This is a genomic window from Winogradskyella sp. MIT101101, assembly GCF_047126865.1.
GTDB classification, from domain to species: Bacteria; Bacteroidota; Bacteroidia; order Flavobacteriales; family Flavobacteriaceae; genus Winogradskyella; species Winogradskyella ouciana.
The window spans coordinates 2,280,050-2,292,765 of the sequence record NZ_CP138982.1 but is presented as its reverse complement, the minus strand read 5'-3'; the positions used below and the strand labels follow the sequence as shown (position 1 = coordinate 2,292,765).

The window sequence follows — 12,716 nt, the reverse complement described above, 5'->3', positions numbered from 1 at the left end:
TTATCTAACTATGAGAACTTTGAGAACTTTGGTTTCAAAGGAGTCTAAATCTGAAATCATTACCAAATAAACACCACTTCTTACTACAGCATTAGCGAGGTTTTTACCGTTCCATATCGCAGTACCACCATCTATAGCAAAGTTATAATTGGCACTAGAAGATCTTAAGTTGATATTGGACTGTGCCTCGGCAACTAAATTACCTTCTATATCTGTGATTTTAATATTTACACTTTCGGTAAGTCCGCTGACCTTTATACCCTTGTTAACATCGTTCAGATCATTAAATCCCAATATATTGTATTCTGGTCTTACCGGATTTGGATAAACAAATGCATTTTCCAAAGTCTCTTCTGGTTTTGAGCCACCTGCTCTAAAGGACAGCATGCCCTTGGTAGTTGCTATATAGACTATTCCATTATTTGGGTCTATGGAGATATCATTAATACGGTCTGAAGGCAATGGAGAATTATCTTTTGTAAAATGGTAAATGGTATTTTGCCCATCAGGTGAAAAATAAAAAACACCTGAATCTACAGTGCCAACCCATTTATTGTTAGAGCCATCAGCTTCAATATCAGTTATGGACTGTCCTTCTAGTAATTCTTTTGGGATACCATCTTCTAAAATTATTATAGAGCTTAAGGTTGGATTTGGATCATCATAAAATCCTGAAGTATTAAACAGAACCCTTAAGCCAGCAAATGTACCTACCCAAAGTTGGTTTCTATTGTCTATTTCTAATGACGTCACCCTAGGAAAAGGGAGGTTCTGTTCTTCGGATACAATATTTCTTAATGGGTCTGTACCTATATTTTCATTATAAGCATATAAACCATTAGAGTATCCGCCTATCCATTTTGTGCCATTATTATCTATGGCTATATCAAAAAAGCCAAATTCATCTAACAAAGCATTTTCTATAATTGCAGAAAAATCATAGCCTTGCCAGCTCCCTGTATTAGGGTCATAGGATTTTAAGGGGTTTGGAGCACGAGCTGTGAGTGACCATAAAACTCCATTTCTATCAAAAATGGATGCCGACACTCTAATGCTCTTAAAATCAGGGGCGTTAGGAAGTACCAGAGACTCTAGTCCACTGTTATCTTCATTATATAAAATTGTAGGCGTAAAATCATTAACCTCTAAAATACCGTCTTGAAAAGAACTTATAAAGCCCTGATTTGGATTAAAGGGATTTATTGCTATCTCAGTAAGATTCTTCGCTCCAAAAACACTATCAAAAGGGACATCTTCCCATATTTCATCCCGGTAATAATTAAACCCTCTTCTCCTGACCGGAGAAGGATCTAACGATTCGGTATAGTCCCCAAAAGTTGCCCAAACTGTTTCAGTTTCTGCATTTACCCTGAACACTTCATTAAATAAAGGACCGTTCGGCTTTATTTCCGTATAAAATGTATTATCTGAAATTGAGCTTCTCAACACACCAAAATCTTGCGAACCGATATAAATGAAATCATCTATTTGTGTTGCAGACGTAAAACTTGTATCAAACTCTTCGTTTGGCTGAAAACTATTTACCAACTGAATATTTGTATCGTAAACATATACTGTATTCATTGTTGATATAATTAAATTAGAGTTACTTACCTCAGTATCATTAGGCAGTATATCTAATGTAAACAATTGAGTGAAACCTGATTGGTCAATTTCAAATAATGCTCTATTATCCCTGACTGCATAGGCCTTATCTACAAGTGTGTTAATTGTAACAAAATTACCTCCTATTAAAATTTGCCATTGAGAAAAATCTATAAGATTAGGATTGTTTAGATCTGCTTTTTTAAGGCCGTTATTGTTAGAACAGGCTGCAAAAATTTCGTCATTTAAAACAGAAACCTGATTTACCCTAATTTGTGAGCCTCCATTTCCTAAGAAATAAGTGTCCCCAAACTCTAATCGTTCTAAATCATATACTGAAATTCCATAATCCGTAGAAATATAAATCAAACCTTGGTGCTCGTAGAAATGATTTACAGTTTTGTTAATAGGTGTTATATTTTCTTTTTCTAAAATATCAACTACAGACAATACCGATTCCTCAGTTTCTGAATAGACTTCTATTAAGCCTGTTTCATATCCTATGAGTAAATATTGGTAAGTTTCACTATAATGTATTGTAGTAATTTGTTCCCCAGACAAACCATCAACCGTTGTAATTGTTTTCAGGTCTTCAGAGAATATATCATATTCAAAAACAGCATTTTGGGCTGCAGCATAAATCTTACTATCTCCACTGACGACATCAACTATGTCATTATAAGAATAATGTGCTTGCCATAGGGTTGAAAATTCCTGACCATACATACTAGTAGATAAACCCAGTATTAAAATCAAGGTTTTAAAAACACTTTTATACATTATAAATTGTTTGCTCAAATATATTTAATAGTAACGATAATATGATGTTAATCATATACAATGTCATAAAAAAAGCCTCCATAAAACATGGAGGCTTGTATTAATAGTGTTATTTAAAAATAATTAAATTACGCCTTGTGCCAGCATAGCATCTGCTACTTTCACAAAGCCTGCAATATTAGCGCCTCTTATGTAGTCTATAGACCCATCTTCATTCTTTCCATATTCTACACAAGAATCATGAATATCTTCCATTATGTCTTTTAGCTTTTCATCTACCTCTTTTCTAGACCAGCTTAAACGTAGGGAATTCTGGCTCATTTCTAAACCAGAAGTCGCTACACCACCTGCGTTAGAAGCCTTTCCTGGTGCAAATAAAATGCCTGCTTTTTGGAACTCATGTATTGCTTCTGGTGTAGAAGGCATATTCGCACCTTCAGATACACATATACAACCATTTTCTATGAGTTGTTTTGCTTCTTCACCATTCAGTTCATTTTGAGTCGCACAAGGAAGTGCTATATCGCATTTTACTGACCATGGTCTTTCGCCTGCAACATATTTAGCATTTGGATATTTCTCAACATATTCACTTATTCGGCCTCTTTTTACATTTTTAAGGTCCATAACAAACTTTAGTTTTTCTGAACTTATGCCTTCTTCATCAACAATATAACCTCCAGAATCCGAAAGTGTTAATACTGTTGCACCGAGCTCAATGGCTTTTTCTGCAGCATACTGTGCAACATTTCCTGACCCAGAAACAACAACTTTCTTACCTTTAAAGGAGTCGTTTTTTCTTTTTAACATATTGTCAGCGAAGTAAACATTTCCATATCCCGTAGCTTCTGGCCTAATTAAAGATCCTCCCCAAGATTGTCCTTTACCAGTTAAGACGCCTGTAAATGTATTATTCAGCTTTTTGTACATTCCAAACATATACCCAATCTCTCTCGCTCCTACACCTATATCACCTGCTGGTACATCCGTATTATGACCAATATGTCTGTATAGCTCCGTCATAAAAGCATGACAGAAACGCATAATTTCATTATCTGACTTGCCTTTAGGGTCAAAATCAGAACCTCCTTTTCCTCCACCCATTGGAAGTGTCGTTAAACTATTTTTAAAAACCTGTTCAAACGCCAAGAATTTAAGAATACTAGCATTTACTGTAGGGTGGAAACGCAAACCGCCTTTGTAAGGTCCTATAGCAGAATTCATCTGTACTCTATAGCCTCTGTTCACTTGTATTTCACCAGAATCGTCAACCCAACTGACTCTAAAAGAGATCAATCTTTCTGGCTCTACCATTCTAAGTAAAATATTTTTTCCATTATAGATTTCATGTTTAGCTATGTATGGAATAACTGTTTCTGCTACCTCTTGAACTGCTTGTAAAAACTCTGGTTCGTGACCGTTGCGCTCCTTTACAAGATCTAAAAAAGCTTCAATTTTATCTTTCATATAAAAAAATGTTAAGAAATTGTAATTTTAAGGGCATAAAGATACGTTATCTATAAAAATAACCATTCATTTTTTTTATATTCTCAATTATTTTTTCAATATTTCAGAATTGCAGTAAAATTCTTATCCCTAACAAGAAAAATGCATTTTGTCCGTTTTATTTTGTAGTTCGTCGAGTTTTTATATATTTGTTCGATAAGAGCTTCAAATTTTTAGATAGAGTTATATGGCAATACACTTAAAAAAACTATTTCTTTTGTTTGTGCTTGTTTTTTCAGTGCAAACTACTTCTGCCCAGTTGGGCTTCTCTCATGAAATCGGTGCTTTTGTAGGTGCTGTTGCTTTCCAATCTGATTTTGGAGTTAGAAAAGATTTTGAAACTAATTCAGGGAATACTGGTATTGCCGTAGGTATTGTTCACTACATTAATTTTGCCTATCGTGCTGACTGTAATTGTTATTCTACTGACACATATTGGAATGACCACTTTAAAATACGAAGTGAAATTTCTTGGAATAAGACTTCGTTAAACCATTTTGGAAAATGGGTGGATGACTCTAGAACAAGTCAAGATGCGGAACGACTAAGACAGCATACTGGTGAAGCCCAAAACTGGGACATAGGTATGCAACTTGAGTATTTTCCTAGAAGTATTAGAGCTTTCTCAGCTGGTGCTTATTCTTTTGCCCCTTTTGGTGCGCTTGGAGCACACTTTGTATCTTACAACCCATCTGTAGAAACTACCTATGGTGATGGCAATATATTAAACAACAGCAATTTTTATAACCCTTGGGGAGCTGCTTCTGGTGGTGACCCATTTGTAAGCAACGAGTCTGGATCAACTTGGTCCGTTGTTGCGAGTATAGGAACCCGATATAAGCTCACTATACTTTCAGATTTATTTTTAGAACTTCGTTGGCAATATTATTTTAATGACTTTATAGATGGTCTAAATCATAAATTACCTTCTAACAAAAACAACGACTGGAATTTATGGCTCAACTTTGGGTATATCTATTATTTAGACTAGAATATAATATGTTTTTTGTGATGCGAAGTAACTAGCCTATGGCTTGTTCTAAATCTGCTATTAAATCACCTTCGTCTTCAATTCCTACACTGAGTCTGATTAATGAGTCCACTATTCCTGTTTTTTCACGTTCTTCTTTAGGAATGCTAGCATGTGTCATACTCGCTGGATGACCAGCTAAAGATTCTACACCACCAAGTGATTCTGCAAGGGTAAAAACCTTAAGATTTTCAACAATTCTAATAGCTTCTTCATAGTTGTTTCCTTTAGTCGTAAAAGAGACCATACCTCCAAAATCATCCATTTGAGATTTTGCAACCTCAAAATTAGGGTGGCTTTCAAAACCTGGCCAGTACACGTTTTCAATTTTTGGGTGATTAGCCAAATAGATTGCTATAGCTTTCCCATTTTCACAATGTCTTTGCATACGTATATGAAGTGTTTTAATTCCTCTTAAAACTAAAAACGAGTCTTGTGGCCCACAGATTGCTCCACTTGCATTCTGAATAAAATAAAGTTTATCTGCTAAATCTTTGTCCTTAACCACTAATGCTCCCATTACCACATCACTATGACCACCTAGATATTTGGTTGCAGAGTGCATAACAATATCTGCACCTAAATCTAAGGGACGCTGTAAATAAGGCGTTGCAAAAGTGTTATCAACTGCTAATAAAACGTTGTGCTTTTTTGAAATATTAGAAACCGCAACAATATCTATAATATTCATCATAGGATTGGTTGGTGTTTCTACCCAAATGAGTTTAGTGTCTGGTGTTATGTATTCTTCTATTTTAGCAACATTCTGCATACCAATGAAATGGAATTTTATTCCGAAATTTTCATATATTTTGGTAAATAGACGATAGGTGCCGCCATACAAATCGTTTGTAGAAACCACTTCGTCACCAGGTTGTAATAATTTTAGAATTGCATCTATTGCCGCCAAACCCGACGCAAATGCTAAGCCATAATTTCCGTTTTCTATACTGGCAACTGCGTTTTCCAGAGCATTACGCGTTGGGTTATGCGTTCTGGAGTATTCATAACCTTTATGTCCTCCAGGTGTAGATTGTGCAAAGGTTGTTGTCTGATATATTGGTGGCATTACAGATCCATAAGCTGGATCGTGCTCCTGACCTCCGTGTATTACTTTTGTATTGAATTTCATGAAGTGCATTTTTATATTACAACAAATTTAAGGGATTATGCGTTCTATTCAATTCTATGCAATACCTTTATGGTATGATTAACTAAAACACAAGATTCTTGAAGCGATTACTGCCTTTTTTCGTTTTTTTATTCCTGTTGAATTCCTGCGATTCGGAATTTAAACCTGTTGTATTTGAAACAACTGAAATTAACAATACTTACGAAGCTGACATTTCCGTGATTTATGATAAAGCTATTGGCAAAAATGAGCTAAGTAAAACCATTAATTTTAAGATTGAAGAAGCTATAATTACCACATTAAGTGATGCAACAAAAAAGACGAACCTTGAGTCCATTTTAAAAGATTTCAATTCAGAGTTTATAAACTTTAAAAAAGACTTTCCTGATGCCTCTGAGCCTGTTTGGGAGCTGCATATTGAAACAGAAAAAATTTATCAATCTGACGAGGTTATTACTCTTGCTGTCAGTACTTACGAATTTAAAGGTGGCGCACACGGAAATGACAAAATAAAATTCTTAAACCTTAATGCTAAAACAGGTGAGGTTCTCAATCAAAAAGATATAATCGAGAATTTGAAAGATTTTAAAGTTATAGCTAAATCACACTTTGTAAAGTCTCTTGATAGAGATAGCGAACAAATAAAAATGGAAGATTTCTTCTTTGGAAAGCCTTTTCAACTGCCAGAAAATATTGGTTTTAGTGATGATGGCTTGGTTTTACTTTATAATGTCTATGAAGTAGCTTCTTACGACCAAGGTTTTACAGAATTTGTTATTCCTTTTAATGATGTCGAGTCTTTGCTTAAAGTGCATTAAACTTTGGGTCTTGTCAATCGTTTTATAATAGGCTCTACGGTTAAGCCCTGACCTACTATAGATACAATTACCACAATATAAGTTATCACCAAAAATAGTTCTCTATGCATTTCTTCTGATAAACTAAGGGCTAACGCAATTGAAATCCCTCCACGCAATCCTCCCCAAGTCATTATAAGGTTAGTCTTTGGAACAAAATCCAACCGTTTAGAAAAGAATTTTATAGGTAGCCACAAAGAAATATAACGGCACAATAAAATGATTGGTATAGCCAATAAGCCTGCATAAATGTATTTTCCTTCTAAAGTTAAGACTAGCATTTCCATACCAATCATTACAAACAAAACAGTATTTAATAATACATCTATAAGCTCCCAGAATTTATCAACATAGATTTCGGTAGTTTCAGACATTGCCGAATTTCTTACAGTATCGTTTCCGACAATTAACCCAGCTGTTACCATAGCCAAAGGTGCCGATAAATGAAACTTATGTGCTAACATGGTACCTCCCATTACAGTTGCAATAGTAAGAATAACTTCTACCTCATAATTGTCAATAGAACGCATTAATCGATAAGTTATCCAGCCTAAAACTAAGCCCAAAATCAATCCACCTATAACTTCTTGACCAAATAAGGTCGCTATAGATGAAAACTCTATAGCCGCTTCAGGCTTAGCTGCAATGGCAAATATGGTTAAGAATATCACTACACCTACTCCATCATTAAATAAGGATTCACCCACAATCTTAGTTTCTAATTTTTTCGGTGCGCCCGCCTTTTTTAATATTCCTAAAACGGCAATAGGGTCGGTAGGAGAAATTAATGCCCCAAACAATAGACAGTAAATAAAATCAACATTCAAATTCATCCATTGCAGTACAAAGAACATAATTACTCCCACCAAAAAGGTAGACATTAAAACCCCTAAAGTGGCAAATGCTAGAATTGGTCCTCTTTGAATTTTTAATTGCTGAAAATTAGTATGCAGCGCGCCAGCAAAGAGTAGAAAGCTCAACATTATATCCAACAGAACCGTTTCAAAATCTATGCTATTAATGAATGCTCTTTCTTGCAGAAGTAGTGTGTCATTAAACTGTGCAATGGCAACCACAACTGCTGTAAATACAATGGTAATTACCATTAAACCAATAGTAATTGGAAGTTTTAAGAACTTTACATTGATGTAACCAAAAATGCCCGAGAGCACTATTAAAATTGTTGCTATTGAATAATATTCCATTACTGACAATCGATTTTTGAGCGGGTTAAAAATATAATATTGTGCTTTATTTTCTAAAAGTAATCCTTTTTAGGATTAAATAAATTTACTTTGTATTTCAAATATAATTAAGGGACTAATAACATGAAAAAAGTATTTTATCTAAGCACTTGCAATACTTGTATGAGAATTATAAATGAGCTTGATTTATCTAGTGATTTTCACCTTCAGGATATAAAAACGGAAGCTATTACTCAAAGTCAACTTGAAAATATGAGAAGCCTTACAAATAGTTATGAAAGCCTCTTTAGTAAACGCGCTAGACTTTATAAGGAACTTGATCTAAAAAATAAAAACCTAACAGAAGAAGATTACAAAAATCATATTCTAAAACATTACACTTTTTTAAAACGGCCTGTTATCATCTTTAATGATCAGATTTTTATAGGCAATTCCAAAAAAACAGTGGCATCTACAAAACAAGCTTTAGATGAATAGTAGAGCTTTTGCCATTTTTGCGCTCTTCATGGTACAACTGCTATACGGACTTAATTACACTATAGCAAAAGCCGTAATGAATGAAAACTACATTAAACCTTTCGGCTTTGTACTATTAAGGGTAGCAGGAGCAACTGTGTTATTTTGGCTTTTAAGCCTAATTGTACCTCAACAAAAAATTGAAAAAAAAGATTTTATAAAACTTTTCGCAGCTGCGTTGTTTGGCGTGGTCATCAATATGTTATTCTTTTTTAAAGGATTGGAATTCACATCACCAATCCATGCCTCCGCGATAATGACCATTGTACCAGTTATTATTCTAATTCTATCGGCTTACGTTTTAAAGGAAAAAATTACTTCATTAAAAATTGTCGGTATTGTCTTGGCCCTTTGTGGTGCTTTAGCACTAACCATTTATGGTAAATCTGTCAGAACAGGAGACAATGTGCCATTGGGAAATTTGCTTATTTTTTTAAATGCCATTTCGTATAGTATTTATGTCATATTAATCAAAAAATTAACAGCGAAATACCACCCTTTTTCATTTATTAAGTGGTTGTTCTTGTTTGGGTTAATTGTTCTTATTCCTTTTGGGTATAGCGAATTACAAGAGGTACAGTGGCAATCGTTTACACCATATATTACATTCTCAGTCTTATTTGTAATTTTAGGTGCCACCTTTGGTACCTACTTGTTAAATCCATTAGCACTTAATAAACTAAAAGCATCAACTGTTGGTATATTTATTTATCTTCAACCTGTAATTGCTGGTTTATTTGCTATAACAATGGGTGCAGACAACATTGATGCCATTAAGATTTTTGCTATGATTTTAATTTTTACAGGAGTGTATCTCGTATCATTTAAACCCAAAAAGATTCACTGATTTGTCTTTTAAATCTGAAATTTTTGAAACCGTAGATGCGATTCCAGAATCCTATTGGGAAAGCTTGGGCTGTACTTCAAACATTTATTATTCCCCAGAATTTTTAAAAGCGTTTGAGATTGCAAATACAGATATTGACTTTAACTACATCTTCATTCTAAAAAAAGGTAAAGCCGTAGCATTTGGCAATACCCAAATTGTTACCATTGGTGTTGAAACCATAACAAAAAATACACGTTTACTCCCTTGGATAAAACGTTTTTTTAACTGGTTATTTTGTAATAGCAAAGTCCGAATTCTTTTTTGTGGCAACGTGTTTTTAAGTGGTGAATATGGCACCTTTTTAAAAACAGGTGAACCAAAAATAGAAACCTTTGAAGCACTTGCCCAAAGTATTAGGCAATTAAAATGCAAAAAGCGAATGAACGCCATTTTTGTGAAGGATTTTATAAACGAATCACTTTACATTACTGAGCATCTTAAAACATTTGGCTATGTGCCAATGCATGTTGAACCCAATATGGTGATAAGTTTAAAACCAGAATGGAAGTCATTCACCGATTACCTCAATGCATTAAAATCTAAATACAGAGTAAAAGCGAATAGAGCTGATGCTAAAACTGAACCTCTCGAAGCAAAGTTCTTCACGGAGGAAGATATTGAGAGCTATAAAGAGGAGCTTCAAAAATTATATCAAAACACTATTGATAATGCCGACTTTAATGCTCAAATCTTAAATTTAGACACTTATATCCATCTCAAAAATACATTTAAGGATAAGTTTATTGTAAAAGGGTACTTTTTAAATAACGTATTGGTTGGGTTTTTATCCGCTATGCAAAACGGAGCTAATCTAGATGCTCATTTTATTGGCTTAGATTACACTAAAAATAGAGAGTTTTCCATTTATCCCAGAATACTCAACGACTACATTAGGCTGGGATTACAAACTAAATCAAAACAGATTAATCTGGGCAGAACAGCCTCTGAAATAAAAAGTACGATTGGTGCAGAACCTGTGCAGCTTACTTGTTACATTAGGCATAAACATTATCTGCCTAATCAAATACTTAAGCCTATTATTCAGAGAAGTGGTGCGGCTATAAAACGATTTAAACAGCATCAGCCGTTTAAATAATTCAAACTTCTAGTGGCTTCGGCCTTACACCATGCTTACGTGTGTCTTCTTTTGTAAGCACTTTAAAACTTTCAGACTTTGGAAATTTATGCGCCAACTCTAATAAAGATTCTGGCAAACCTGTAAGTTTTCTAGCCTTAAGGTCTATCCAACCTCCTTGCATTTCGCAATGAGCTAAATTGTTTCCTTCAGTATCATAGAAATTATGCTCAAACATAAAAAGCATACCATCTTCACTTATGCCAGACACTTCAATGGTCACAGTAATGGGTGCGCCAAGAAAAGATTCTTTAAAATAATACATGTGCTCATAAAATACTACCGGACCAATATTGTGCTTTTTAATTTCATGCATAGAAAAGCCATATTCAGCGAAAAAAGCCATTCTGGTATGGCTCATAAAATTGGTATAGGCAGAATTTGCTAAATGGGCATTGGCATCTACATCACTCCAACGGATTTCAAACTGTTTTTTGTACATAAATTGTTTTTCAGATCAAAAACGCAAAGTTATAAAAGTCTCTTGGGTCACCTCAATACTTTTCAAACTATTTAAATAGCGCGTTAAACATTCATTTTTGTACCTTTGCGCAACTTTAATCGCATCGTATTAATGATACAATCTATGACTGGTTATGGGAAATCTGTTCTGCAACTCCCAACCAAAAAAATATCTATAGAACTAAAATCACTGAATAGCAAGAATTTAGACATAAATGCACGTATGCCATCGATGTACCGAGCAAAAGAGCTCGAAATTAGAAAGCTAATAGCTAAGCATCTGGTACGTGGAAAGGTGGATTTTTCGCTCTATGTTGAAATCACAGGTGAAGACACAAGTTCTCAAATCAATAAGACTGTAGTAAAAGAATACATCAAACAACTAAAGGATGTTGTTGATGGTGATACTACAGAATTACTTAAAATGGCAATCCGTTTACCAGATGCGGTTACGACAGAACGAGATGACATTGATGAAGAAGAATGGACCTTAATTGCCAATGGCATTAATGATTCTGTCTCTAAAATTGTTGCCTACAGAAAAGACGAAGGTGCTACTCTAAAACAAGATTTTTTAGATAGAATTGTCACTCTTAGACGTTTGTTGGAAGAAGTTATTACTATGGATCCAGATCGTATTGATGGTGTAAGAGCAAGATTGGAAAAAGGTATTGCAGATATTAAGGAAAAAGTGGATGAAAACCGTTTTGAACAAGAGCTCGTATATTATATCGAAAAATTTGATATCACCGAAGAAAAAGTAAGATTGGAAAATCATTTAGATTATTTTGAAAAAGCCTTAAATTCTGATGATTCCAACGGAAAAAAACTAGGGTTCATTTCTCAAGAAATTGGAAGGGAAATTAATACCATAGGCTCAAAATCCAATCATGCGCCTATGCAAAAATTGGTTGTACAGATGAAAGATGAGCTAGAAAAAATTAAGGAACAGTTATTGAACGTCCTTTAATAAAATTTTTAGTCAATGTCAGAAATTAAAACCAAAAAACAAGGTAAGCTCATTGTGTTTTCAGCACCATCAGGCTCTGGAAAAACGACTATTGTTAGGCATTTATTAAAGCAACCAGAATTAAATTTAGAGTTTTCAATCTCAGCAACTTCGCGCGAAAAACGTGGCAATGAAATTCATGGTAAAGATTATTATTACCTCTCCTTAAAAGAATTTAAAAACAGGATAAAAAATGATGAGTTTTTAGAATGGGAAGAAGTCTATCGCGATAACTTCTATGGTACACTAAAGACAGAAATTGCTCGTATATGGGCTAAAGGAAAGCACGTTATTTTTGATATTGATGTGTCTGGAGGCTTACGTATTAAACGTAAATTCCCAGAGCAAACTTTAGCAGTATTTGTAAAACCACCAGACCTAAACGAATTAGTAAGACGTTTAAAAGATCGTGGCGAAGAAAGCGAGGAAAAAATAAGCATGCGTGTAGCAAAAGCGCCAGCAGAATTGGCCACTGCTCCACTATTTGATGAAATCGTGATTAACTCTAATTTAGACGAGGCTTTGGAGAATGCCTATAAATTGGTTTCTGATTTTATAAATGAATAGATACTGGAATAAATTTAGCTGAT

General features: G+C 34.3%; 12 protein-coding genes. 7 read left to right on the top strand and 5 right to left on the bottom strand.

What is annotated here, in order from left to right:
* Window positions 1-2,361, bottom strand: a complete 2,361-nt coding sequence (locus SIB89_RS10300; RefSeq protein WP_412559712.1) for an ABC transporter substrate-binding protein — start codon at window positions 2,359-2,361, stop codon at window positions 1-3.
* A gap of 147 nt (window positions 2,362-2,508) precedes the next feature.
* A complete protein-coding gene (gene gdhA / locus SIB89_RS10295) occupies window positions 2,509-3,852 on the bottom strand; it encodes an NADP-specific glutamate dehydrogenase (RefSeq protein ID WP_273289704.1) in 1,344 nt (447 codons plus the stop codon).
* 226 nt (window positions 3,853-4,078) lie between these two features.
* Between gdhA and SIB89_RS10290 the strand changes: the two genes are divergently transcribed.
* The gene (locus SIB89_RS10290; RefSeq protein WP_273289705.1) at window positions 4,079-4,882 is read left to right on the top strand and encodes a THC0290_0291 family protein; all 804 of its coding nucleotides are present in this window, start codon (window positions 4,079-4,081) and stop codon (window positions 4,880-4,882) included.
* 31 nt (window positions 4,883-4,913) lie between these two features.
* Here the strand turns inward: SIB89_RS10290 and SIB89_RS10285 are convergent, their stop codons facing one another.
* Complete coding sequence (locus SIB89_RS10285; RefSeq protein WP_273289706.1) at window positions 4,914-6,053, bottom strand: cystathionine gamma-synthase; 1,140 nt, start codon at window positions 6,051-6,053, stop codon at window positions 4,914-4,916.
* A 98-nt stretch (window positions 6,054-6,151) separates the two neighbouring features.
* On the opposite strand from SIB89_RS10285, the gene SIB89_RS10280 reads away from it, so the two are divergent.
* Window positions 6,152-6,871 (top strand): DUF3298 and DUF4163 domain-containing protein, encoded by a 720-nt coding sequence (locus SIB89_RS10280; RefSeq protein WP_273289708.1) that lies wholly within the window; start codon window positions 6,152-6,154, stop codon window positions 6,869-6,871.
* On the opposite strand, the gene SIB89_RS10275 is transcribed toward SIB89_RS10280, so the two are convergent.
* Entirely contained in the window at window positions 6,868-8,115 is a 1,248-nt protein-coding gene (locus tag SIB89_RS10275) for a cation:proton antiporter (RefSeq protein WP_273289709.1), read from the bottom strand. The genes SIB89_RS10280 and SIB89_RS10275 overlap by 4 nt on opposite strands.
* A gap of 123 nt (window positions 8,116-8,238) precedes the next feature.
* Here SIB89_RS10275 and SIB89_RS10270 point away from each other — a divergent pair, with 123 nt between their 5' ends.
* The 3 genes from SIB89_RS10270 to SIB89_RS10260 are packed head-to-tail and all read left to right on the top strand — an operon-like array spanning window position 8,239 to window position 10,616.
* Entirely contained in the window at window positions 8,239-8,592 is a 354-nt protein-coding gene (locus SIB89_RS10270; RefSeq protein ID WP_273289710.1) for an arsenate reductase family protein, read from the top strand.
* Window positions 8,585-9,478 (top strand): DMT family transporter, encoded by an 894-nt coding sequence (locus SIB89_RS10265; protein WP_273289711.1) that lies wholly within the window; start codon window positions 8,585-8,587, stop codon window positions 9,476-9,478. The genes SIB89_RS10270 and SIB89_RS10265 overlap by 8 nt, the downstream gene beginning before the upstream one ends.
* 1 nt (window position 9,479) lies before the next feature.
* Complete coding sequence (locus tag SIB89_RS10260) at window positions 9,480-10,616, top strand: peptidogalycan biosysnthesis protein (RefSeq protein WP_273289712.1); 1,137 nt, start codon at window positions 9,480-9,482, stop codon at window positions 10,614-10,616.
* 1 nt (window position 10,617) lies between these two features.
* On the opposite strand, the gene SIB89_RS10255 is transcribed toward SIB89_RS10260, so the two are convergent.
* Window positions 10,618-11,097: an acyl-CoA thioesterase gene (locus tag SIB89_RS10255; protein WP_273289713.1), complete on the bottom strand. Its 480-nt coding sequence runs from the start codon at window positions 11,095-11,097 to the stop codon at window positions 10,618-10,620.
* A gap of 132 nt (window positions 11,098-11,229) precedes the next feature.
* Here SIB89_RS10255 and SIB89_RS10250 point away from each other — a divergent pair, with 132 nt between their 5' ends.
* The gene (locus SIB89_RS10250) at window positions 11,230-12,087 is read left to right on the top strand and encodes a YicC/YloC family endoribonuclease (RefSeq protein ID WP_273289714.1); all 858 of its coding nucleotides are present in this window, start codon (window positions 11,230-11,232) and stop codon (window positions 12,085-12,087) included.
* A gap of 15 nt (window positions 12,088-12,102) precedes the next feature.
* On the top strand, window positions 12,103-12,693 hold the full coding sequence (gmk, locus tag SIB89_RS10245; RefSeq protein ID WP_273289715.1) for a guanylate kinase: 591 nt from the start codon (window positions 12,103-12,105) through the stop codon (window positions 12,691-12,693).
* The last annotated feature ends 23 nt before the right edge of the window (window positions 12,694-12,716 follow it).

Bases quoted from the DNA above. Each gene is read 5' to 3' on its own strand.
- SIB89_RS10265 (WP_273289711.1), top strand. From the start codon at position 8,585: ATGAATAGTAGAGCTTTTGCCATTTTTGCGCTCTTCATGGTACAACTG.
- SIB89_RS10290 (WP_273289705.1), top strand. From the start codon at position 4,079: ATGGCAATACACTTAAAAAAACTATTTCTTTTGTTTGTGCTTGTTTTT.
- gmk (WP_273289715.1), top strand. From the start codon at position 12,103: ATGTCAGAAATTAAAACCAAAAAACAAGGTAAGCTCATTGTGTTTTCA.
- SIB89_RS10255 (WP_273289713.1), bottom strand. From the start codon at position 11,097: ATGTACAAAAAACAGTTTGAAATCCGTTGGAGTGATGTAGATGCCAAT.
- SIB89_RS10250 (WP_273289714.1), top strand. From the start codon at position 11,230: ATGATACAATCTATGACTGGTTATGGGAAATCTGTTCTGCAACTCCCA.
- SIB89_RS10270 (WP_273289710.1), top strand. From the start codon at position 8,239: ATGAAAAAAGTATTTTATCTAAGCACTTGCAATACTTGTATGAGAATT.
- SIB89_RS10275 (WP_273289709.1), bottom strand. From the start codon at position 8,115: ATGGAATATTATTCAATAGCAACAATTTTAATAGTGCTCTCGGGCATT.
- gdhA (WP_273289704.1), bottom strand. From the start codon at position 3,852: ATGAAAGATAAAATTGAAGCTTTTTTAGATCTTGTAAAGGAGCGCAAC.
- SIB89_RS10285 (WP_273289706.1), bottom strand. From the start codon at position 6,053: ATGAAATTCAATACAAAAGTAATACACGGAGGTCAGGAGCACGATCCA.